At 70.7% G+C, this 20,504-nt stretch carries 24 protein-coding genes; 20 read left to right on the top strand and 4 right to left on the bottom strand.

Annotated elements, in window-relative coordinates:
• Nucleotides 1–163: 163 nt before the first annotated feature.
• From ACIBJG_RS23355 to ACIBJG_RS23320, 8 genes are all read left to right on the top strand, one after another.
• Entirely contained in the window at nt 164–1,039 is an 876-nt protein-coding gene (locus ACIBJG_RS23355; RefSeq protein WP_399310046.1) for an alpha/beta hydrolase family protein, read from the top strand.
• Nucleotides 1,040–1,080: 41 nt separating this feature from the next.
• Nucleotides 1,081–1,335, top strand: a complete 255-nt coding sequence (locus ACIBJG_RS23350; RefSeq protein WP_352125639.1) for a MoaD/ThiS family protein — start codon at nt 1,081–1,083, stop codon at nt 1,333–1,335.
• Nucleotides 1,336–1,345: 10 nt separating this feature from the next.
• Nucleotides 1,346–2,794: a hypothetical protein gene (locus ACIBJG_RS23345; protein ID WP_399310043.1), complete on the top strand. Its 1,449-nt coding sequence runs from the start codon at nt 1,346–1,348 to the stop codon at nt 2,792–2,794.
• A 148-nt stretch (nt 2,795–2,942) separates the two neighbouring features.
• On the top strand, nt 2,943–3,638 hold the full coding sequence (locus tag ACIBJG_RS23340; protein WP_399310042.1) for a DUF2993 domain-containing protein: 696 nt from the start codon (nt 2,943–2,945) through the stop codon (nt 3,636–3,638).
• A gap of 216 nt (nt 3,639–3,854) precedes the next feature.
• Nucleotides 3,855–3,962, top strand: a complete 108-nt coding sequence (locus ACIBJG_RS23335) for a putative leader peptide (protein WP_353962123.1) — start codon at nt 3,855–3,857, stop codon at nt 3,960–3,962.
• Between the two features lie 168 nt (nt 3,963–4,130).
• The gene (locus ACIBJG_RS23330; protein WP_399310041.1) at nt 4,131–4,976 is read left to right on the top strand and encodes a sulfurtransferase; all 846 of its coding nucleotides are present in this window, start codon (nt 4,131–4,133) and stop codon (nt 4,974–4,976) included.
• 54 nt (nt 4,977–5,030) lie between these two features.
• A complete protein-coding gene (locus ACIBJG_RS23325; protein WP_018490348.1) occupies nt 5,031–5,318 on the top strand; it encodes a DUF1416 domain-containing protein in 288 nt (95 codons plus the stop codon).
• 232 nt (nt 5,319–5,550) lie between these two features.
• Nucleotides 5,551–5,883: a DUF3099 domain-containing protein gene (locus ACIBJG_RS23320; RefSeq protein ID WP_399310040.1), complete on the top strand. Its 333-nt coding sequence runs from the start codon at nt 5,551–5,553 to the stop codon at nt 5,881–5,883.
• 28 nt (nt 5,884–5,911) lie between these two features.
• On the opposite strand, the gene ACIBJG_RS23315 is transcribed toward ACIBJG_RS23320, so the two are convergent.
• A complete protein-coding gene (locus ACIBJG_RS23315; RefSeq protein ID WP_326659397.1) occupies nt 5,912–6,274 on the bottom strand; it encodes a DsrE family protein in 363 nt (120 codons plus the stop codon).
• A 190-nt stretch (nt 6,275–6,464) separates the two neighbouring features.
• Here ACIBJG_RS23315 and ACIBJG_RS23310 point away from each other — a divergent pair, with 190 nt between their 5' ends.
• The 6 genes from ACIBJG_RS23310 (at nt 6,465) to ACIBJG_RS23285 (ending at nt 11,398) form a co-directional block, all read left to right on the top strand.
• A complete protein-coding gene (locus tag ACIBJG_RS23310; protein ID WP_399310177.1) occupies nt 6,465–7,283 on the top strand; it encodes a hypothetical protein in 819 nt (272 codons plus the stop codon).
• Entirely contained in the window at nt 7,280–8,098 is an 819-nt protein-coding gene (locus tag ACIBJG_RS23305) for a hypothetical protein (RefSeq protein ID WP_399310039.1), read from the top strand. The genes ACIBJG_RS23310 and ACIBJG_RS23305 overlap by 4 nt, the downstream gene beginning before the upstream one ends.
• Nucleotides 8,095–9,048 (top strand): hypothetical protein, encoded by a 954-nt coding sequence (locus tag ACIBJG_RS23300; RefSeq protein ID WP_399310038.1) that lies wholly within the window; start codon nt 8,095–8,097, stop codon nt 9,046–9,048. Before ACIBJG_RS23305 ends, ACIBJG_RS23300 begins: the two co-directional genes overlap by 4 nt.
• 265 nt (nt 9,049–9,313) lie before the next feature.
• Complete coding sequence (locus ACIBJG_RS23295) at nt 9,314–9,886, top strand: FABP family protein (RefSeq protein WP_399310037.1); 573 nt, start codon at nt 9,314–9,316, stop codon at nt 9,884–9,886.
• Between the two features lie 63 nt (nt 9,887–9,949).
• Nucleotides 9,950–10,411, top strand: coding sequence for a Fur family transcriptional regulator (locus tag ACIBJG_RS23290; RefSeq protein ID WP_399310035.1), 462 nt, complete (start codon nt 9,950–9,952; stop codon nt 10,409–10,411).
• A gap of 21 nt (nt 10,412–10,432) precedes the next feature.
• Nucleotides 10,433–11,398 carry a YgfZ/GcvT domain-containing protein gene (locus ACIBJG_RS23285; RefSeq protein ID WP_399310033.1) on the top strand — a complete coding sequence of 322 codons (966 nt, stop codon included), beginning with the start codon at nt 10,433–10,435 and terminating at the stop codon, nt 11,396–11,398.
• A gap of 22 nt (nt 11,399–11,420) precedes the next feature.
• On the opposite strand, the gene dtd is transcribed toward ACIBJG_RS23285, so the two are convergent.
• The gene (gene dtd, locus ACIBJG_RS23280) at nt 11,421–11,870 is read right to left on the bottom strand and encodes a D-aminoacyl-tRNA deacylase (RefSeq protein WP_399310031.1); all 450 of its coding nucleotides are present in this window, start codon (nt 11,868–11,870) and stop codon (nt 11,421–11,423) included.
• A gap of 116 nt (nt 11,871–11,986) precedes the next feature.
• Between dtd and ACIBJG_RS23275 the strand changes: the two genes are divergently transcribed.
• Genes ACIBJG_RS23275 through ACIBJG_RS23265 form a run of 3 tightly spaced genes read left to right on the top strand, consistent with a single transcriptional unit; the run spans nt 11,987 to nt 14,959 of the window.
• Nucleotides 11,987–12,613, top strand: a complete 627-nt coding sequence (locus tag ACIBJG_RS23275; protein ID WP_399310030.1) for an ABC transporter substrate-binding protein — start codon at nt 11,987–11,989, stop codon at nt 12,611–12,613.
• Between the two features lie 46 nt (nt 12,614–12,659).
• A complete protein-coding gene (locus tag ACIBJG_RS23270; RefSeq protein WP_399310028.1) occupies nt 12,660–13,652 on the top strand; it encodes an asparaginase in 993 nt (330 codons plus the stop codon).
• Between the two features lie 53 nt (nt 13,653–13,705).
• Nucleotides 13,706–14,959: a GNAT family N-acetyltransferase gene (locus ACIBJG_RS23265; RefSeq protein ID WP_399310027.1), complete on the top strand. Its 1,254-nt coding sequence runs from the start codon at nt 13,706–13,708 to the stop codon at nt 14,957–14,959.
• Nucleotides 14,960–15,080: 121 nt separating this feature from the next.
• On the opposite strand, the gene ACIBJG_RS23260 is transcribed toward ACIBJG_RS23265, so the two are convergent.
• Both ACIBJG_RS23260 and ACIBJG_RS23255 read right to left on the bottom strand, forming a co-directional pair.
• Complete coding sequence (locus ACIBJG_RS23260) at nt 15,081–16,649, bottom strand: DUF5722 domain-containing protein (RefSeq protein ID WP_399310026.1); 1,569 nt, start codon at nt 16,647–16,649, stop codon at nt 15,081–15,083.
• Nucleotides 16,650–16,968: 319 nt separating this feature from the next.
• Nucleotides 16,969–17,136 carry a hypothetical protein gene (locus tag ACIBJG_RS23255; RefSeq protein ID WP_399310025.1) on the bottom strand — a complete coding sequence of 56 codons (168 nt, stop codon included), beginning with the start codon at nt 17,134–17,136 and terminating at the stop codon, nt 16,969–16,971.
• A 254-nt stretch (nt 17,137–17,390) separates the two neighbouring features.
• Here ACIBJG_RS23255 and ACIBJG_RS23250 point away from each other — a divergent pair, with 254 nt between their 5' ends.
• From ACIBJG_RS23250 to ACIBJG_RS23240, 3 genes are all read left to right on the top strand, one after another.
• Nucleotides 17,391–18,338 (top strand): winged helix-turn-helix domain-containing protein, encoded by a 948-nt coding sequence (locus tag ACIBJG_RS23250; RefSeq protein WP_399310023.1) that lies wholly within the window; start codon nt 17,391–17,393, stop codon nt 18,336–18,338.
• On the top strand, nt 18,281–19,219 hold the full coding sequence (locus ACIBJG_RS23245; RefSeq protein ID WP_399310021.1) for an HAD family hydrolase: 939 nt from the start codon (nt 18,281–18,283) through the stop codon (nt 19,217–19,219). Before ACIBJG_RS23250 ends, ACIBJG_RS23245 begins: the two co-directional genes overlap by 58 nt.
• 155 nt (nt 19,220–19,374) lie before the next feature.
• The gene (locus tag ACIBJG_RS23240; RefSeq protein WP_399310019.1) at nt 19,375–20,502 is read left to right on the top strand and encodes a phosphotransferase; all 1,128 of its coding nucleotides are present in this window, start codon (nt 19,375–19,377) and stop codon (nt 20,500–20,502) included.
• The last annotated feature ends 2 nt before the right edge of the window (nt 20,503–20,504 follow it).

The following is a 20,504-nucleotide window of genomic DNA, read 5'->3' as shown; positions in this document are numbered from 1 at the left end:
ATTGGTGCGTGGTCGTACGACTTTCGTCATACGGCCTTTACCGGTGCGGCCCCGCGCCCGGGACCGCTGAGCTTGTCGAAACGTCGTCGTAACAACGCGCGGAAAGCACAAAAGGACCCGGGGGCTGCATTGCCCGGATCCTCTTCCCAGCAGAATAGCCCACATGACTTCTGTGTCCGAGGGGCGATTTCGGAGTTCCTCTGTTCCCTTGATCACGCGCGGGCCGCTGCGGACCACATTGCCGACCGATGACGGGACCCGTATCGAGGCGGTGTACGAGCCGTGTACGGCGGATGCCGGCGCGGCCGCCGAGGGGGGCGGCGCCGGCCCGGTGATCGTGGTCGCGCACGGATTCACCGGTTCGGCCGACCGCCCCGCGGTGCGGCGCGCCGCGCGGGTGTTCTCCCAGCGTGCGGCGGTTGTCACGTTCTCCTTCCGTGGGCACGGGCGCTCGGGCGGACGGTCCACGGTGGGTGACCGCGAGGTGCTGGATCTGGCGGCCGCGGTGGCCTGGGCGCGGTCGCTCGGGCACACGCGGGTCGTTACGGCCGGGTTCTCGATGGGCGGTTCCGTGGTGCTCCGGCACGGGGCGCTGTATACGCGTCCCGGCGCGGAGGGAGAGGCCGGGGGGCGCACGGAAGCGCATGGGGAGGCGCACGCGGACGCAGTAGTGTCCGTGAGCGCGCCGGCGCGCTGGTACTACCGGGGGACGGCGCCGATGCGCCGCCTGCACTGGATGGTCACCCGCCCCACCGGGAGGCTGGTCGGGCGGTACGGGTTCGGGGTCCGGATCGATCGCAACGACTGGGACCCCGTCCCGCTCTCCCCGGTCGAGGCCGCCGGCCGGATCGCCCCGGCCCCGCTCCTGATCGTGCACGGCGACCAGGACCCGTACTTCCCGCTCGACCACCCGCGGATGCTCGCCGACGCGGCGGGCGGGGCCGCCGACCTGTGGCTGGAGCCCGGCATGGGCCACGCGGAGAACGCGGCGGACGAGACCTTGCTCACCCGCATCGCCGACTGGGCGATGACGCGGTGAACCATGATGGACAGCTGACGCGAGACGAAAGGAGTGCCGCCATGCCTGCGGGAACGATCCGCTACTGGGCAGCCGCCAAGGCCGCGGCCGGAACCGCGGAGGAGCCGTACACCGCTGCGACGCTCGAAGAGGCGCTCGACGCGGTGCGGGAACGGCACCCCGGCGAGCTGAGCCGCGTACTGCAAAGGTGCTCGTTCCTCATCGACGGTGACCCCGTCGGGACCCGGAGCCATGAGACCGTACGCCTTGCCGAGGGCGGCACGGTCGAGGTGCTCCCGCCGTTCGCAGGAGGGTGAACCGCAGAACATGAGCAGCAGCGATCAGCAACAGCCGTACCCGCCGCAGCAGCATCCGCAGTATCCGTACGGGCAGGAGCCGCAGCAGCAGCAACAGCCCTACGGGGATCCTTCGTACGCCGACCCTTCGTACGGTGACCCGTCGTACGGCGGTCAGGCGCATCCCGGGCAGGGATACGCGGACCAGGGGGGATACGCGGACCCCTCGTACGGGCAGCAGACGCCCTACGGGGGGGACGCGGCGCCGTACGGGACGCCGCAGGGCGGGTACGACCCGAACCCGCCCCAGCAGGCCGTCGCGTACCCGCAGCAGGGTCCGCCCGCCCCGCAGGTCCCCCAGGCGCAGCCCGGGACCGGCTGGCCGGCCGGTGACCAGGGGGTCGCCCAGACCTGGGAGGGCCAGACCTGGGACACCCAGTACCAGCCGACGATCCGGCCCGCTCAGCCCGTGCAGCCCGCTCAGCCCGTGCAGGCTGCCGCAGACGACACCGCGTACCTGTCGCCGGTGCAGCCCGCACCCCCCGTGCAGGCTGCCGCGGACGACACCGCGTACCTGTCGCCGCCGCAGGGCGCGTCCGGCTCGTACCCGCTGCCCCCCGAGGCCCAGGCCGCTCCCGCCGCGCCCGCCCCGGCCGCAGCCCCCGCAGCCCCCGTGCAGGGCGAGGACGGCTACAGCGCGCCGACCACCCTGGGCAACAGCCGCATCACCGACGCCCAGCGCGCCCGCGCCGAGGGCCGTTCGCCGGTCATCGCGCCCGGGATGCAGCCGGCCGCGATCACCGCGGGGCTCGGGCTGCTGCTCGCGCTCGGCGCGGCCGTCGGGCAGTACGCCCTGGTTGTCCCGCTGGTGCTGCTCCAGGCGGTGACCGCCGCGGGATGGTTCCGGCTCAACGGCATGTGGCCGGCCCGCCAGGGCATCGCGCTCGCCTTCGCCGGCGGCTTCGTCGCCGATGTGGCGCTGCTCGCGGCCGGCCGGGAGAACGGCCCCGCCGCGATCCTGGGCACCCTCGGTGTCTGGGTGCTGCTCACCGTCGTGCTCCAGCTGCGCAGCCGGGCCGGTGCCGACGAGCGGATGCAGGGGCTGATGGCCACCGTCGCCTCGGCCGCGCTCGCGGTCCTCGCCGCCGGGCACCTCGCTGCCGTCCCGGACGCCGTGACGGTCGGCGGTGTGGCCGTCGCCGCGGCCGTGGTCGTCCGGGCGCTGCCGCTGCCCGGACCGGCCTCCGTCGTGGCGGCGCTGGTCGTCGCGGCGGGCGCCGGTGCGGTGGCTGGCGCCGTCACCGACCTGGGGGCCAAGGGGGCGCTGCTCGGCTTCGCCGCCGGTGGCTGTGCGCTGATCGGGCTGCGGGTGGCCAGCTATGACTACCCGTCACGCTTCGTGCACATGACGGCGGGAGTGGCGCTGCCGCTCACCGCGGCCGCCCCGGCCGTCTATCTGATCGGGCGCGCGCTCACGTAGATCCGTACCGCGTCGCCGGCATGCCGAAGCCCTCCACCGGGAACCGATGGGGGGCTTCCGCTCGTCGATCACCCGGGGCGTGACGTGCGGCCGCAGTAGGCTCACCGGCGCCAGGGTCCGGATGGATGTGGCGCGGGGGAGGACAGGCGTGCGTGCACTGCGAATACTGCTGATCGTCGTAGTGGTTCTGGCCGGGGTGTTCATCGCCGTGGACCGTGCGGCGGTGTACCTCGCAGAGTCGGAGGCGGCGGACCGGGTGGTGGTCTCCGGAGCGCGGATCGGGTCCACGGACGTCTCCATCAAGGGCTTCCCGTTCCTGACCCAGGTCGCCGGATCGGAACTCGACGAGGTCGACGTGAAGATCACCGGAATCGAGGCGACCGCCGCCGGCCGCACGCTCCGGATCAGCAGCATGGACGCGGAACTGCACCAGGTGCGGCTGACCGACGGCTTCTCCGGCGCCACCGCCGCCCGTGCCACCGGCACGGCCGTCATCTCGTACGAGGACCTGACCGAGGCCGCCGCCCAGGACGTCGCCGTCGAGTACGGCGGCAACGGCAAGGTGAAGGTGACCGGCACGGTGACCGTCCCCGTCATCAACCGGACGATCTCGCGCAGCGTCCTGTCCACCGTCACCCTGGTCGACGGCCACACCGTCCGCGTCCACGCGGACAAGGTGCCGGGTGAGGGCATCCCCGGCCTCGAAGGGCTCGTCCGCGAGAAGACCGACTTCGAGCGCGAGGTCGGCACACTGCCGAACGGCCTGAAGCTGCAGAAGATCCAGCCGACCGCCGCCGGACTGGAGATCTCCGTGACGGGGACCGACGTCCGCCTCGCCGGATAACACCCACCGCAGCCGGGTAGTGGGCCCCCGTACGGGCCGGGCCGCCACATACTGAGACGGTCGAGTCCGTCCCGTAGATGCTCGGCGGCTTCCGCGCCCGGGACGGCTTGCTCCCGGAGCCTCGGCACCCTCGCGCATCTCACCCTTCGGACGATCGTGTCTCAATATACGACACAACGGTGACATGTCCGCCCGTACGTCCCTACGATCGGTGCCATGCAGTGCTCTATTAGCGGTCTCCCACAGCGGGGACGGGCGGATCTCACGAAGCGGCGGGCAGTGGACCTGTGCCGCGTCGCCGCCATGCTCTGTCGCACTGTCTGAGCGGGATCCGTCGAGTTCCCGCATTCCCGGCCCTCCGACCGCTCGTCGGGGCCATCCCGCGTGGCATCCGTGCACGCGCCGAATCCGCGCCGCGCACATCCGGATCACCCCGCACCATCGCGCACCACTCGCATCATCTCGCCGCAGACTGCCCCGGAGGAGAACAGAATGAGCCGCAGTGACGTCCTGGTAGACGCCGACTGGGTCGAGGCCCACATCGACGACCCGAAGGTCGCCATCGTCGAGGTCGACGAGGACACCTCCGCGTACGAGAAGAACCACATCAAGAACGCGATCCGGATCGACTGGACCAAGGACCTCCAGGACCCGGTCCGCCGTGACTTCATCGACCAGGCCGGCTTCGAGGAGCTGCTGTCGAAGAAGGGCATCGGCAACGACACCACGGTCGTCCTCTACGGCGGCAACAACAACTGGTTCGCGTCCTACGCGTTCTGGTACTTCAAGCTCTACGGCCACCAGGACGTCCGCCTGCTCGACGGCGGCCGCAAGAAGTGGGAGCTCGACTCCCGCGACCTGGTCGACGGCGACCAGATCCCGTCCCGCCCGGCCACCCAGTACAAGGCCCAGCCGCAGGACGAGTCGATCCGCGCCTACCGTGACGACGTCGTCGCCGCGATCGGCAACCAGAACATCGTCGACGTGCGGTCGCCCGACGAGTTCAGCGGCAAGCTGCTCGCCCCGGCCCACCTCCCGCAGGAGCAGTCGCAGCGTCCCGGCCACGTGCCGAGCTCGCGCAACATCCCGTGGTCGAAGAACGCCAACGACGACGGCACCTTCAAGTCGGACGACGAGCTCAAGGCCCTCTACGAGGACGAGCAGGTCGACCTGGCGAAGGACACCATCGCGCTGTGCCGCATCGGTGAGCGTTCGGCCCTGACCTGGTTCGTGCTGCACGAGCTGCTCGGCGTCGACAACGTCAAGAACTACGACGGCTCGTGGACCGAGTACGGCTCCCTCGTGGGTGTGCCGATCGAGCTCGGCGCCAACAAGTAACCCCGCCCGCCCGACCCGGACCGGCACGACCCTCGACCAGAAGGACAGAACATCATGTGTGGAGCAAAGGCCGGCGGCCCCGACGCTTCGACGATCAAGCCCGGTGAGACCACCATCCAAGGCAGCGTGACCCGCGACGGCGAGCCCGTCACCGGCTACGTCCGCCTGCTGGACTCGACCGGTGAGTTCACCGCCGAGGTCCCGACCTCGGCGACCGGACAGTTCCGCTTCTACGCGGCCGAGGGCACCTGGACGCTGCGCGCCCTCGTCCCCGGCGGCAGCGCCGACCGCACGGTCGTGGCACAGACGGGCGGCCTCTCCGAGGTGGCCATCGCCGTCTAGGGAGTGTTTTAGAAGTAGCGTCGGCCGCCCGGACCACGCGAGACAGACGGGACTTCTAAAACACGACCTAGGCACTGTGACGGCTCTGCCGATGACCGGCCGAAGGGCCGTGCCCCAGGGGGTTGGACGCCTTCTGAACCGGGGTACGGCCCTTCGTGCCGTGGGCGGAAGCCGGTGCGGCCGGTGCGGTCCAGGACCGGCCGGGTGGGCCGATCGGGCCTACGCTGGATGCATGTACCGCCGACGCCGGCGCGCCTATTTCGTGATGATGGGGGTCTGCCTCGTCCTCTTCATCTCCGCCTGGGCCTTCGTGAGGCTCTGGTCGATGCCCGCCGCCATCGCGATGTGCGTGGTCGCGATGGTGATACCGCCCGTCGCGGCGGTGGTGGCGAACCGGAAGGGGCCGGAGGACCGCTGGTGGGACGAGCCCGCTCCGGGGTCCCGGCCCGGGACGCCGCCCGACCCCCCGCCCCGCTCCGGCAAGAACGGCCCCGTGGGCCGCACCGGTGATCCGGAGTCCGACGCGTGGTGGGACGAGCTCGACGGCAAGAAGCGCCGCCGGTGAAGGGCCGGCCGGTGAAGGGCCGGCCGGGTCAGTAGACGAGGGCCTGGACGCCGTCGGCCATGATCTCGCTGACGAAGACCTGCGCGCCGGCGATCCGTACGCCCTCCAGGACGTCCTGCTCCGTGATGTCGCGGCGGGCCGCGCACTGGGTGCAGAGAGTGATCTGCCCGCCCGCCTGAATCGACTCGATGAGATCCGGCAGCGGCGCCGCGTGCGGGAGTTCGAACTCGGCGGCCCGTCCCGGCAGGGCGAACCAGGCGGACTCCCCGGTCAGCCAGAGCGAGACCTCCACGCCGCTGGCGACGGCGACCGCCGCGACGGTGAACGCCTGGGAACAGCGCTCGGCGGAGTCGGCACCTGCGGTCACCTTGATCACGAGCTTCTTCGGCATATGCAGAACTGTAATCCTCTGCCGCACAACCTCGTTGGGGCCCGGCGGGTCAGTGGGGTGCGCAGATAACGGAATCTGCGCCTCAGGTCTCGTGGGGGGACCCATTTTGAATCCGAAAGACACCATTCCTGACGGGCCGGCCGAGCCGCCCGTGCAGGTGGAGGTGGCGGAACAGGCAGTTCCGGAAGTGATTTCTCCGGACGCGTCCGCTCCCGTGACGCCGCTCCCGGAAGCCTCTGCCGAGGAGCCGCACCAGCCGCAGGCCGTCCCTGTGAAGCGGCGGCCGCGTGGCCGTACGACGCTGATCATCGCCGCAGCCGCCGTCCTGGGCATCGCGGCCGGCACCGCTGTCGGCTACGGCGTGCAGGCCGGGCGCGCCCCGACGCCGCTGACCGCGCTCTCGCAGTCCGATCTCGCGTACCCGGCGAAGGCGTTGCCCGCCGATCAGGTGCCGGACCCGCTGCCGGCGTCGCAGGACCGCCAGGTCCGTACGGACGGCGACCTGCGCAAGCTGATCATTCCCCGGCCGGCCGGCTGGAGCGACAACAGGGACATGGGGGTCCTGCCGGACGGCTGGATGGGGGTCGACGACTACGCGCTCGACTTCAAGAGCGAGGACTACATGTACGGCAAGCTCCTGGCGGCCGACATCCGCCGCGTCGCGGCCGCCTCCTGGAAGAAGGGCACGTACCGCACGGCCAACATCTGGCTCGTGCAGTTCCGCGCGGGTGTGGACACCGCGGCGGCCGACCACGCCGAGAGCCAGCGCGCGTACATGCCCGTGGCCGACCGTGGTGCGGGCAACGAGGGCAGTGCCCTCAAGGGCAGCGGCCGCGGTCGCTACTACCTCTACAAGGCCGAACGGAAGGCCGGCTACATGCCGGTCTACCGGGCCAGGGCGGTCTTCCACCGTGGCGACGTCATGGTCGACATCAACATGTTCGACACCGCGCCGATCAGCAAGAAGGACATCCGGACGCTGGCCGAGCGACAGCTGGAGCGCCTGTGAACGACGACGTGACGACACCTGTACCTGCGCCCGAGCCCGCACCTGAGTCTGTGCCCGAGCCCGCACCCACCCCCAAGGGAAGGGTCCGCCGGGTCGTTCTCGCGGCGGTCCCCGTCGTGCTGGTGCTCGCCGCCGTCGCCGGTGCGGCGACGTACACGAAGATCACCGTGGACAACGCGGACCGAACGGTCGAGACCACCGTCTGGCAGAAGACCTCGGGTACCGGCGGCAAGGACCCGGCCGGTGAGGCGCCCCGGGGCCGTGCCTCCACCGCGCTCAGCAAGCTCCTGCTGCCGGTCCCGAGGAGTTACCGGCTCGGTCCGGACATCGGGGAACACGGCAACGACAGCGAGCTCAGCGGCCGTGCGGCCGCCGCCGAAATGAAGGAAAGCGCCCGAGGGCTGGCCGGCAAGCAGCGTCGGGAACTGGAGAAGCGGGTCGACAAGCTGCACATCCAGGGTGTCGCGGTCCGCTCGTACGTGTCGCAGGAGAACGACCTGGTGGTCGAGACCCAGCTGGTGCGCATGAAGGACAAGAAGGCGGTCCGGGACATGTACCGCTTCCAGAGCGGCCTCTTCGACGCGGTGGGCGTCTTCAGGGACGGACCGAAGATCACCGGCCACAAGAAGAACTCCATGTGCTTCCGGGCGCCCAAGGACAAGCGCAAGCTCGATTCCCTGTACTGCGTCGCGTACGACGGAGAGGTGCTGTTCAGCTTCTCGGCGAGCGGGATCGAGCCGTTCGGCACGTCGAGCGTCGCCCTGCTGGTGAAGGACCAGCTCGACCACATCACGTCCCCGGGGGAGTACGTATGACCGAGCAGACGGCCGAGCAGGCCGCCGGAACAGAACCGGCCGCCATCGAGCCCGCCCCCGCCCCCGCCCCCACCCCCACCCCCGCTCCCGCCCCCACCCCCACCCCCGCTCCCGCCCCTGTCGCCGCCGCACCGGACCAGTTCCCGCCGGTGCCTCTGCTGCCGCCCCCGCTCCCGCCGTCCGCCGCGCCCCGGCCCCCGCGCCGGGTGCTGCGGGCCGTGGCCCGGTGGACCGCGGCCGTGCTGGTGCTCGGCGGGCTCGGAGCCGGTACGGCGTACAGCATCACCTCCATGGAGCGCACCGACGTGCCGGGTCTGGCCACCGAGGCGGACGGGCGTTGGGCGTACCCGCGGCTGACCCTGCCCGCGCTCCCGGCCGACGCGCCCCGGCCCTTCACCACGGGCAACACGGCCGAGGTCCACCACGCCGACCTGCGCAAGCTGCTGCTCCCGGCCCCGGCCGGAGCCACGGCGGACAAGAAGCTGACGGGAGGCTGGGTGAGCACGGCGCAGTTCCTCTCCGAGTACCGCAAGGAACGGCGGGCCGACCTCACCCAGCAGCTCGACGACTCGGCCCTGCGGCACATCGCGGCGCGTGGCTGGACCGTGGCGGACGGCACCGAGGCGCGCGTCTACCTGTTGCAGTTCAACTCGACGGCCTTCGCGCAGGCGTTCCTCGACGACACCTTCGTCAGCAGCGGCCCCGGCGCCCCGCTCGACTGGTCCACCGACCTCAAGCTCGACGAGTCGTGGGAGGGCGGTACGGCCGTCTCCGGCACGACGGTCTACACGTACGGCGAGACGAGGTCCGGCAAGGGCCGGATCCACCAGGGCTACATCCGGGCAGGTGACACGGTCGCCCTGGTCATCCACTCACAACCGGGCAGGAAGAACGCCGCACCGGTCCCCTTCCGCCAGACACTGATCCTGCAGAACCAGCTGCTGGGCTGACCCGCCCCGCGGCACGCCCCGAACCGGCGGGCCGGGACCCCACCCATTAGGCTGGGGCCCGGCCCTGTACTGCCGCCATACCGCTCGTTCAAGGAGCTCCCGTGCTTGAGGCATTCTTCTCCGCCCTGCTGGTCCTGGTCTGCGTCGGCGTTCTCGCCTTCGCCGGGCTGACCGTGAAGAAGCTGTACCAGGGCCAGCGCTGACCCCTGCCGTACCCGGCGCCCCTGCCTTCCGCCTTCCGCCTCACAGATCGATTGAGCCGTTCATGATCGAGATCCCGTCCGACCTCCACCCGGACCTCGTCCCGCTGGCCTTCCTGCTGGGCAACTGGACGGGCGCGGGTGTGTCCGACTTCCCCGGTGCCGAGAAGTGCAACTTCGGCCAGGAGGTCTCCTTCAGCCACGACGGCCGGAACTTCCTGGAGTACGTCTCGCACTCCTGGGTGCTCGACGCCGAGGGCAACAAGGTCAGGCCGCTGGAGTCCGAGTCCGGTTACTGGCGCATCGACAAGGACCGCAAGGTCGAGGTCGTCATGGCCCGCGACCAGGGCGTCATCGAGATCTGGTACGGCGAGCTGGCCCACCAGAAGCCGCAGATCGACCTGGTCACCGACGCGGTGGCCCGGACGGCGGCCTCCGGCCCGTACAGCGGTGGCAAGCGGCTCTACGGCTACGTGAAGAGCGACCTCATGTGGGTGGGCGAGAAGTCCACGCCCGAGGTCGAGCTGCGGCCGTACATGTCGGCGCACCTGAAGAAGGTCGTCACCCCGGAAGATGTCGCGGCGATGGCGAAGAGCCTCGGCGACCTGCCGGACGACGGAATCGCCTTCTTCAAGTAGTCCGCGAGGCCCGTTCCACGGACACCTGGGGCCGTGGGCTCGCCCCGGCCTAGACTGGAGCCTGTGGTGAGCACCGACTGGAAGACCGATCTTCGGCAGCGCGGCTACCGGCTGACGCCGCAGCGACAGCTTGTCCTGGAAGCCGTGGACACGCTGGAACACGCGACGCCCGACGACATCCTGTCCGAGGTGCGCCGGACCGCGTCCGGCGTGAACATCTCCACCGTCTACCGGACCCTGGAGCTCCTGGAGGAGCTGGATCTGGTCAGCCACGCCCATCTGGGCCACGGCGCTCCGACGTACCACCTGGCCGACCGCCACCACCACATCCACCTGGTCTGCCGGGACTGTACGAACGTCATCGAGGCCGATGTCGACGTCGTCGCCGAGTTCACCGAGAAGCTGCGCGGCACGTTCGGCTTCGAGACGGACATGAAGCACTTCGCGATCTTCGGCCGGTGTGCGGACTGCACGGCGAAGGCGGCCGGAGCGGCCGCCGGTTCGGCCGCCGGACCCCAGGCCTGATTCGAGTCGTACGCTGGTCGCATGAAGAGCCCCCTGCTGTCCCTGCCCGGCGCCGTCCCCGCCGAGGGCCGCGACGAAGGCGTCGCCGCGCACTACGGCGACCTGTTCCGCGAACAGCGTGCCCTCGCCGACGGCTCCGGTCTCGTCGACCTCTCGCACCGCGGGGTCGTGACCGTCACCGGGAGCGACCGGCTGGCGTGGCTGCATCTCCTGCTGACCCAGCACGTCAGCGACCTCGCCCCGGGCCAGGCCACCGAGGCCCTGGTCCTCACGGCGAACGGGCACATCGAGCACGCCCTGTATCTCGTCGACGACGGCGAGACCGTGTGGATGCACGTCGAGCCGGGCACCCAGGGCGAGCTGATCGCCTATCTGGAGTCGATGAAGTTCTTCTACCGCGTCGAGGTCGCCGACCGTACCGAGGACTACGCGGTGGTGTATCTGCCGGCCGGTTCCATCGCCGAGGCCCCCGACGGCGCCACCGTGCGGGAGACGCCGTACGGACGCGATCTGTTCCTGCCCCGCGAGGGTCTGGAGGCGTTCGCGGCGGCGCACGGTCCGGTCGCCGGGGTGCTGGCCCACGAGGCGCTGCGCGTCGAGGGGCACCGGCCGCGGCTCGGGTTCGAGACCGACCACCGCACCATTCCGCACGAGCTGGGCTGGATCCCCGGCGCCGTCCACCTCCAGAAGGGCTGCTACCGGGGCCAGGAGACCGTGGCCCGGGTGCAGAACCTCGGCAAGCCGCCGCGGCGCCTGGTCTTCCTGCACCTGGACGGCAGCGAGGTGCTGCTGCCCGGACACGGGACCCCGGTGCGGCTCGCGGCGGACGGGGCGGAGGGCCGTCAGCTCGGCTTCATCACCAGCTCCGCACGCCACCACGAGCTGGGGCCGATCGCCCTGGCCCTGGTGAAGCGGAACGTGGCGGTGGACGCGGAACTGCTGGCGGGCGACACGGCGGCGGCCCAGGAGACGGTCGTCGAACCGTAGGCCCCGGCCGGCCCCCGCCGGATCAGACCTCGACGATGACGGTGAACGGGCCGTGGTTCGTGAGCGAGACCCGCATGTCCGCCCCGAACCGGCCCGTCTCCACCTGTGCGCCCAGCGCCCGCAGCTGCGCCACCACCTCGTCGACCAGCGGCTCGGCGATCTCGCCGGGTGCCGCGGCGTTCCACGTGGGCCGGCGGCCCTTGCGGGCGTCCCCGTAGAGAGTGAACTGCGAAATCACCAGAAGCGGTGCATTCACATCGGAGCAGGACTTCTCGCCCTCCAGAATGCGGACCGACCAGAGCTTGCGGGCGAGCTGGGCCGCCTTCTCCGCGGTGTCGCCGTGGGTGACTCCCACCAGCACACACAGCCCCTCGCCGACGATTTCGCCGACGACCGCCGAACCGCCGCCCTCGTTCGCGGCGTCTGCCACGGTGACGCTCGCACCGTCCACCCTCTGTACCACTGCACGCATACAGACCAACCTATCTTGGGCTGAACGGGTACAGAGCAACTCCACGGGGCCCCTCGGAGTGGCACGATGCACGGAGACGGTGTGCCGACGCACCGGTCGAGGGGATGGACACAAGCATGAGCATGTATGGAACCGGGCAGTCCCCGGGCGCAGTGCCGGTCGCGCGCCCCGGCGTCAACAGCAAGACCGGTACGAGTACGAGCACCATGCGCCCACCCGTGCAGCGAACCGGGCACGGGTGCGAGGACGGGGCCGCCGCATCGGTCCCCCTCGATCTGGGGGCTCTGCGCCTGCCGGAGCTGCGCGGACTGCGGCGGGACTCGCAGCGTGACGAGGCCGATCTCAGCTATGTGCGGCGGCTCGTCCAGGGGCGGATCGACATCCTGCGCGCCGAGCTCGCGCGGCGGCGTGACCCCGAGTCCCCGGTGGTGGACCGGCTCTCGGAGATCCTCGCGGACACCCCGTCGCTGCACCGCTCCTCCGCACGGCACGTCACGCTGAGCACGCCGCGCAGCGACGAGTACCGGCAGCTGGCCGCCGAGACGCTCGCCGAGGTCGAACTCTCCGACCTCGACGCCCGGACGGACGAAGAGCTGCACACCGCGATGGGACGCCTGGTCCGCTACGAACAGCAGGTCTCCCGGCGCCGCTCCCGGCTCCAGCACACCGCGGACGATTGCAGCGCGGAGATCGCCCGCAGGTACCGTGACGGGGAAGCACAAGTAGACGACCTGCTCGCCTGAAGCGACCCTTCCGGGGGCGGGTCCCGCCCGTCCCCGGAAGGCCACCATGACCTCCAGCACAGCCCCGTCGTCCCCGTCCGGCATATCCGGCCCGGCTCCCGGCCTTCCCGTGCTGGCGGAGGTGGTCCGGTCCGGCTTCGTGGAGGGGCATCACCGGGGCTCCCTGGTGGTCCTGGCCGCGGACGGCAGCGTGGAGATGTCCCTGGGCGATCCGACGGCCCCGGTCTTCCCGCGCTCCTCCAACAAGCCGATGCAGGCCGCGGCGGTGCTGCGGGCCGGTCTCGACCTGTCGGGGGAGCGGCTGGCGCTGGCCGCCGCGAGCCATTCGGGCGAGGGCTTCCACCTCGATCTCGTACGCAAGATGCTCACCGAGCACGGGCTGTCGCCCGACGATCTGCAGACGCCGCCCGATCTGCCATTGGACCCGGTGGAGGCGGAGACGTACCTCGCGGCGGGCCACGTCCGGGAGCGGATCACGATGAACTGCTCGGGCAAGCACGCGGCGATGCTCGCGGTGTGCCTGCACAACGGCTGGGACCCGGCCACCTACCTCGACCCGGCGCACCCCCTCCAGCAGCTCGTCCACCGGGTCGTCGAGGAGGCGGCGGGCGAGCCGGTCGCCGCGGTCGGTACGGACGGCTGCGGGGCGCCGCTGATGGCGCTGTCCCTGGTGGGTCTGGCCCGGGCGTTCCGTACGTTCGTCACGGCGGAGCACGGCACGGCCGAGCACCGGGTGGCGGACGCGATGCGCGCCCATCCCGAGTACGTGGCCGGCACGCGGCGGCCCGACACCTGGCTGATGCGGGAGGTGCCGGGGACGCTGTCCAAGATGGGCGCGGAGGCGGTCCAGGCGGTGGCGCTGGCGGACGGCCGGGCACTGGCCTTCAAGATCGACGACGGTTCGACCCGGGCGCTCGGCCCGGTGCTGGCCCGCGTGCTGGGGCTGCTCGGCATCGACGCCCCGGTGGTGTCGCGGATCGGCCGGGCCCCGCTGATGGGCGGGAGCGCGGAGGTCGGGGAGATCCGGGCGGCGTTCTGACCGGCGCAGAAAAGCCGACGACATCTGCGGCGCCCGCATCTAGCGTGAGGCGGATGAGCAACCTTGACGCCCGCACCGTCACCGAATCCGAACTCCACGACTGGCTGCGCGCCCTGAACACCGGTTTCCTGCGCGCCCCGACCCCGTCGGACGAGGAGGTGGCCGGGCGGCTGCCGCTCCTGGACCTGGCGCGCACGCAGGGGGTGTTCGACGCGGGGCGGTGCGTGGCGACGTTCCGGTCGTTCGCGCAGGAGCTGACGGTCGTCGGCGGCGCCACGGTGCCCACGGACGCGGTCACCAACGTCACGGTGTCGCCCACCCACCGGCGTCGCGGGCTGCTCTCGCGGATGATGGCCGCGGACCTGGCGGCGGCGAAGGAGCGCGGCGACGTGGCCGCCACGCTGATCGCCGCCGAGTACCCGATCTACGGGCGGTACGGATTCGGACCGGCGGCCTGGACCACGGAGTGGGAGGTCGACGTCCCCCGCACGGGCCTCGACCCGCACGGCCGGGTCCCGTCGGCCGGGGACGGTGGCCGGATCGACCTGGTGGACGGTACGGACGTACGCAAGCTGGGCCCGGCCCTGCACGACCGGCTGCGGGCCCGGCAGCACGGGGTGGTGAGCCGCAACGCACGCTGGTGGGACCTCGCCACCGGTCAGTCGCTCTTCCCCCACGACCACTGGACCGAGCCGTTCTACGCGGTCTACCGCGGTGCCGACGGCAGCGTTGACGGGCTGCTGATCTACCGCGCCGACAACAACTGGGGTGACGCCAAGCAGCCGCTGAACCGGGCGACGGTGCACAGCATGATCGCGGCGACCCCGGCGGCGGAGCGGGCGCTCTGGCACTTCCTCTGCTCGGTCGACTGGATCTCCACGATCCGCACCGGCCACCGCGCCCCCGACGACCTGCTTCCCCTCCTCCTCCCGGACCCGCGTGCGGCCCGCGTGGTGACGCACGCGGACTTCATGTGGGTGCGCATCCTGGACGTGGTCCGCGCCCTGGAGGCCCGCACGTACGCCACCCCCGGCTCCCTCGTCCTGGACATCCACGACGCGACGGGCCTCACCGCGGGCCGCTTCCACCTGGAGGCCTCGCCGGACGGCGCCACCTGCACCCAGACGACGCGGTCGGCCGATCTTGCCATGGACGTACGGGAGTTGGGAACGCTGTACCTCGGCGACGAGCCGCCCCTGCGACTGAAGGACCTGGGCCGAATCGAGGAACTGACGCCGGGTGCTGCGGCCCGGGCGGACGGGGTGCTGCGGGCGGGGCGGCGGGCTTGGTGCCCGGACGTGTTCTAGAGCGTGTTTCGAAAGTCCCGCCTGCCGGGCGGCGTCCGGGACACCGCCCCGCCCCCGTCCGTGCAGGGGCCGTTCCCGCGTGAGCGTGAGCCCCCGTCCTCCCGGACGGGGGCTCACGACGTCACTGGATGGCGTACCCGAGCAGGGACTCCCTTGTCCAGCCCTCGCAGTCGGACCTGGAGGACACGAGGTGGTCCCCGCTGGACGGCTGGTAGCAGCGGTAGAGGGGAACGGTGCCCGACACCTGGCTGGTGTAAATGTGTCCGACAGGCCCCAGGGGGAACTGGCCTTCACACCCGGGGTCACGTGTCAGCAGCGAGTGGCCGCCGATCCTGCATTCGTAGAGCATGACGGTGCCGGGCTGCTGGTTGCGCAGCAGCTTCCAGACGACTTCGACGTCGAATCCGACCGGCAGCGCCCTGGAGGAGGCGACGTGGCCCCGGCTGGAGTTGTTGCCGCGCGTCAGCTCCGTGTACGGCAGGTTCTCGAAACCGCAGGAGAGCTGAGGCGGCGACAGGTCGTTGCGATTGACCCGCGCCCAGGTCCCCCATGCGGGCTTGGCCGTACCGTCCTGCCGGCGCAGGCCGAGCTTGAGACCACCCTCGGCCGCGTTGTCCTGCATGCGGTGGTAGATGTAGCTCTCGATGCCCGGCGTGCCGAGCACGTTGCGGAAACTCCAGCACAGCATGTCGGCCTGGGCGGCCTCGTTGGACTGGTCGCCGGAGTTGAGTCCGCTCTCGGTGAGCTGGACGGTCCAGGCATGGGGCTTGTCCGGGAACCGCTGACGGAGCCATCCCAGCAGGACCCCGATGTTGCCGTAGGTGACCTTGGGGTAGTCGTCGGCGGTGGAGGAGGGGCTGAACAGGTTCGGCGGGTAGGGGTGGAAGGCGACCCTCCACTGGCGCGACCCCGCCCGGGCGTTCAGGCCCTCGAGCACGGTCATGCCGGACAGTGTCGCGTCGGATGCGCCCGGTCGGTCGAGTTCCCTGCCGAACTGGTGGTCCAGCGAGGTCAGCACCTTGGCGGTCGGCTGCTCGCTGACGATGCGGTCATAGGCGGCGTTGTAGTTGGCCGCGATCTGGTCGAGCCAGGCGGTGGTGTTGCACGCAACGCCCTGGCCGCAGCCGATGTCGAACCAGGCGTTGGAGTTGACCTCGTTGTTGATCACGAAGTCCGCGACCCGGCCGTGCCCGTGCAGTCCGTCGTAGCGCTCGGCCAGCATTCCGGCGAAACGCCCGTAGTCGGCTGGATTGTTGGGTACGCAGAAGATCTCCATGCCCGCCCCTGCGGGCGAGCACGCACGTCCCTGTCGTGCCCACGCGGGCGTGCCGTAGACAACGCCGGTGACGACCAGCCCGCGGGCGGTCCACTCCTTGACGGCTGTGTCCACCTCGGGCGGGACGGTGAAGCAGTGGCCGTCGTACGCCTGCTCCGTGGCGGCACACGGGGCCGCCTTGACGCTCTGCTCCCATGACGGCCAGACGAGGTTCATGGCAACGCCCCCGGCGTTGTTGCCGGCGATCTCGTCCTTGTTCGCCCAGCCATCCGGCTGGATTCCCTTGATGCGATAGTCCGACCTGGTGGGATACGGCAGCGCGGACGGCTCCACGGATGCTGAAGCAGTGGTGGAAAAGGCGAGGGTGAGTACGCCTATTAATGCTGCGGTGAGGCGCAGCACGGATCTGACCACGGATTCCCCTTATGTTCTGAGCCCCGGTGATGAGCCGCACGGTGGGCCCCGGCCGGGACCCGACGGCCGATGCCGTCAGCATCCTGGGCCAGTCGAACAGGGACTGCAATCCCCCGGATTCCGGATGCCGAGGCTTCCGGGGTCGACCCCGAATCGTGAGTGAGGGTCCGCCGAGATCGTCTCCGCAGTTCAATGGGGCTGGTGTGATGCTCCGGTGAGGTCCTCGCGCCGGCGGGCGGGGTGATCGGCGCCAACGGCCCTCGGGCGAGGGTCCGGTTCCGCAGTGGGCCTGGGGGCGTGCGGGGTGGGCGCGTCCTCGTCAGGCGTCGGACGGGACCAGGAGCAGGGCCAGTATCAGGGCGCCCGCGCAGGCGCAGTTGGGGATGCCCGCCTTCAGGCCGAAGGACAGCAGAGTGAAGCCCACCGCCCCTATCAGCCCGTACTTCCACTGCACGATCTGCTCGATCCCCAGCGTGACGAATGGCATGACGATCACTCCTCCGGCGGTGAAGGGGCGTCGGTGCTCGCACTTCGTTGTGCCGAGTGGACGCTGCCTGTGTACCTACAACCCATCAACTTCTTCGATTTGACTGGTTGGCTTGAGTGTAGGTTTCCCTGCGAATGAGTAGTCGTAAACTTGTATGGTTGCTCGGGTTTGGTTGGTCGTGAAGGCGACCATGTGATTTTCATGGTTGTGCACCCGAAGTCCCCTCGCCCGGCAGGCGGTTGTATGGTTGTGATGTGACGAATCGTGAGCATGACCTGGCTGATGGTGAGTTCGCCTACCAGCGCGTCGCCGACGAGCTGCGTCAGGGCATCAACAGCGAGGAGTGGGGTCCGGGCGACCGGCTGCCGACGAGGGCGCAGCTCGCCGAGCGATTCGGCGTATCCCTCGCGACGATCAACGAGGCGCTGAAGCGCCTGCGCAGGGACGAGCTCATCGTCACCCGCCAGGGCAGCGGGTCCTTCGTGAGGGGTGGCGCGCAGGACGGCCGGCGCGCCGCGCCCCGTGCCACCGGCTCCGTCGAGGGGGGAGGCGGCGGCGACACCTGGGCGGTGGAGTCGGAGGGCGTCACGCCCGTGATGCTCAAGCCCTATCTGGCCGAGGCGTTCGAAGCGCCCGAAGTGACCCTTGACGTCTTCTCGATGACCACGGAGTCCTTGACCAAGCGGGTGTCGGACCAGAAGGACCGGATCATGGAGGGCGAGATCCCGCCGCCTCGCAGCATCAAGGCCCGCCTGATGCTTCCGGACTGCGACTCCCCGAATCTGGCGATCCCCCGCCGGATCGACGGTACGGACGAGCCCCGCGTGCGGCAGCGGCTGAAGGCGATCCTGCAGAGCCACGCGACCATGTTCAAGGAGGCGCTGTACGAGCTCCAGCGCTGCACCCCCGCGCCGGAAGTCGAGGTCGAGGTGCGAGTGGTGCCGTTCTCGCCCCAGGTGAAGCTGTACATTCTGAACCGCCACCTGGCACTTCAGGGCTTCTACGTCCCGGATGTGGGCACCATCCAGCTCCTTCCGGGCCGTGAGGAAGTCGGGATCTACGACGCGTACGGCACGGGAGCCACCCTCTTTCCGTACCGTGCATCGAACGACGACGCCGAGAACAGGCGCGGAGTCGTGCAGAAGTGCCAGGCGTTCTTCGACTCGAACTGGAAATACCTGGCCACGAGGGTGGATCTCTGATCGTGCTGTACCCAGTTGCTGCCCCTGCCCCTGCCCCTGCCCCTGCCCCTGCCCCTGCCCCTGCCCCTGCCCCTGCCCGTGCCCCTGCCCCTGCCCGTGCCCCTGCCCCTGCCACTGCCCGTGCTGAGGTCCCGGCCGTTCGGAGGGCGTGGAATCTGCTCGCCCGTGCCCAGTGCATCGTCTGGGACTTCGACGGGCCCATGGCCCAGCTTTTCGTCAGCGAAGGCGGCGGCGGGACCAGCGAAGCGCACCTGATCGCGGACGAGCTCATCGACATCGCCGCGCACCACGGCCCCGTACCGGACGAGGTGCGGGGTAACACGGACCCGCACGGGGTCTTCCGGTGGTACGACCGCCTGGCGAATCGCCCCGGCGCCCCGGACCGGGCACGCGCGATCGTCGTGGAGATGCGCCACGCGCTCACCGCCCGGGAGCTGAAGGCCGCCGAACACGCCACCCCCACCCCCGGGGCGGATCGCCTCGTCCGCGCATGGCACGGGCTGGGCCGCGGGCTCGCCGTCGCGTCCAACAACCATGCGGACGCGGTGCGGCGCCACCTCGAACGCACTGCGCTGGACAGGTACTTCGCGGGCGGGCCGGTCATCGGGCGCTGCGACGCCGATACGCGACGCATGAAGCCGGATCCCTGGGCGCTGAACGAGGTCGTCGCCGCGACGGGCCTCGGTGTCGCCGGTCATGTGATGATCGGTGACTCCACGGCCGACCTGAGGGCGGCCGGCGCGATCGGCATGCCGTTCATCGGCTATCACCGGACACCGGCCGGGCGGGGAATTCTGACGGACGCCGGCGCTCTCGCCGTCGTGGACTCCATGGCGGTACTGGCCGACGGAGCAGCGGCTTTGGACGCACAAGTGCGTTGATCCGGCAGGAAGTTGTACCGTCCCTGTATGGATCTCAGCGCGGGGGGAAGCCGTACCCCGATGGTCCACGGCCGATCACCGGTGCACCCACCCTCCGTGCCGGGAGCCTTCGGCCGGGGGCGACGGTGATGCGGGACTGTTGGCCCGGTGACCTGGTGCCGCCCGCAGGGCGGGCGGACGCGGGACAGTCCGCTGCCCGGCGGCGCGCGGCCGCGCTCGTGTCCGACGAAGCGCTTCTGGTGGGCCCGCTCAAGGGCTACCACCATGAGACGTACGCCTTTCCGCTTCCGGCGGCCGACGGCTCGGACCGGCAGACCTGGTGGAAGTGCCGGGATCCGCGAGCCGGGCTGCTCTGGTTCGATCTGCGCGCGTTCACCTCGGAGAAGGCACTCGTCCGGGCCCTGCAGGGAAGCATCACGCGCATCCCCGCAGTGATCGACCGGGAGGCACTCTCCCTCTACACCTTCGTCGAGGGGCGGACGCTCGGCGAGGCCTGCCCTCCCGGGAGGGCGTTGTCGGAGCGTCACGCCGGCCAGCTCGGCGCTCTGTTCGGTGAACTCGTCTCGGTACGGCCGGAGGCGGTCGTCGCGGCGGTGGGGCTGGCGGCCGAGGGGCTCCCCGTGGGCTGGAAGGACGACTCGACCGCCTTTCTCACCCAGCTGATCGACTTCACGGACGTCCACATCTATCAACGGCATCTGCCGCGCTACCGCTCACTCTTCCAGGACCTGGGGATACCCGGAGGCGCCCTCGACGGTCTCCGTGCGGCGGCCGAGGCGCTGGTGCCGCGCCCGTTCGCGCTGCTCCACGGGGATCTGCACCGGGAGAACTTCGTCGTCGACGCCCGCGACGACCTGTGGACGATCGACTGGGAACTGGCGATGGTCGGTGATCCGCTCTACGACCTGGCCACCCACCTCCACCTGATGCACTATCCGTGCGAGGAGCAGGCGCGGATCATCGAGGTGTGGCGCCGAGCGGTGGAGAGCGCCAGGCCCGGCAGTTCCCGGGGCTGGCACACGGATCTTCCCGTGCTTCGCGCCTACAAGCAGGCGCAGTCCGTCTATACGGATGTGATCAGGGCCGCGCTGGTCCTTCACGGGCTCACGGGGGAGTCGGGCCGGGCGCAGCTCCCTCGGCTGGCCTCGCGCATCAAGGGTGTGCTGGCGGCAGCGCACCGGACCCTGGGGCTGAGGGGCGAGCCCACCACGGACGAGGTGGCCGCGGCCTACGCGCGGTGGCTCCGCGCCCATCCGCCGGCCGCCACCGTGCTCACGTCCTGAGC

It is taken from the genome of Streptomyces sp. NPDC050422, assembly GCF_044458665.1.
Taxonomy (GTDB): Bacteria; Actinomycetota; Actinomycetes; order Streptomycetales; family Streptomycetaceae; genus Streptomyces.
The sequence above is the reverse complement of the archived record's forward strand: the minus strand, read 5'-3'. Positions and strand labels throughout refer to the sequence as shown.

Coding starts and splice junctions, on each gene's coding strand:
- ACIBJG_RS23355 (WP_399310046.1), top strand. CDS start 164: ATGACTTCTGTGTCCGAGGGGCGATTTCGGAGTTCCTCTGTTCCCTTG.
- ACIBJG_RS23350 (WP_352125639.1), top strand. CDS start 1,081: ATGCCTGCGGGAACGATCCGCTACTGGGCAGCCGCCAAGGCCGCGGCC.
- ACIBJG_RS23345 (WP_399310043.1), top strand. CDS start 1,346: ATGAGCAGCAGCGATCAGCAACAGCCGTACCCGCCGCAGCAGCATCCG.
- ACIBJG_RS23335 (WP_353962123.1), top strand. CDS start 3,855: ATGCAGTGCTCTATTAGCGGTCTCCCACAGCGGGGACGGGCGGATCTC.
- ACIBJG_RS23330 (WP_399310041.1), top strand. CDS start 4,131: ATGAGCCGCAGTGACGTCCTGGTAGACGCCGACTGGGTCGAGGCCCAC.
- ACIBJG_RS23325 (WP_018490348.1), top strand. CDS start 5,031: ATGTGTGGAGCAAAGGCCGGCGGCCCCGACGCTTCGACGATCAAGCCC.
- ACIBJG_RS23320 (WP_399310040.1), top strand. CDS start 5,551: ATGTACCGCCGACGCCGGCGCGCCTATTTCGTGATGATGGGGGTCTGC.
- ACIBJG_RS23315 (WP_326659397.1), bottom strand. CDS start 6,274: ATGCCGAAGAAGCTCGTGATCAAGGTGACCGCAGGTGCCGACTCCGCC.
- ACIBJG_RS23300 (WP_399310038.1), top strand. CDS start 8,095: ATGACCGAGCAGACGGCCGAGCAGGCCGCCGGAACAGAACCGGCCGCC.
- ACIBJG_RS23295 (WP_399310037.1), top strand. CDS start 9,314: ATGATCGAGATCCCGTCCGACCTCCACCCGGACCTCGTCCCGCTGGCC.
- ACIBJG_RS23285 (WP_399310033.1), top strand. CDS start 10,433: ATGAAGAGCCCCCTGCTGTCCCTGCCCGGCGCCGTCCCCGCCGAGGGC.
- dtd (WP_399310031.1), bottom strand. CDS start 11,870: ATGCGTGCAGTGGTACAGAGGGTGGACGGTGCGAGCGTCACCGTGGCA.
- ACIBJG_RS23275 (WP_399310030.1), top strand. CDS start 11,987: ATGAGCATGTATGGAACCGGGCAGTCCCCGGGCGCAGTGCCGGTCGCG.
- ACIBJG_RS23270 (WP_399310028.1), top strand. CDS start 12,660: ATGACCTCCAGCACAGCCCCGTCGTCCCCGTCCGGCATATCCGGCCCG.
- ACIBJG_RS23265 (WP_399310027.1), top strand. CDS start 13,706: ATGAGCAACCTTGACGCCCGCACCGTCACCGAATCCGAACTCCACGAC.
- ACIBJG_RS23255 (WP_399310025.1), bottom strand. CDS start 17,136: ATGCCATTCGTCACGCTGGGGATCGAGCAGATCGTGCAGTGGAAGTAC.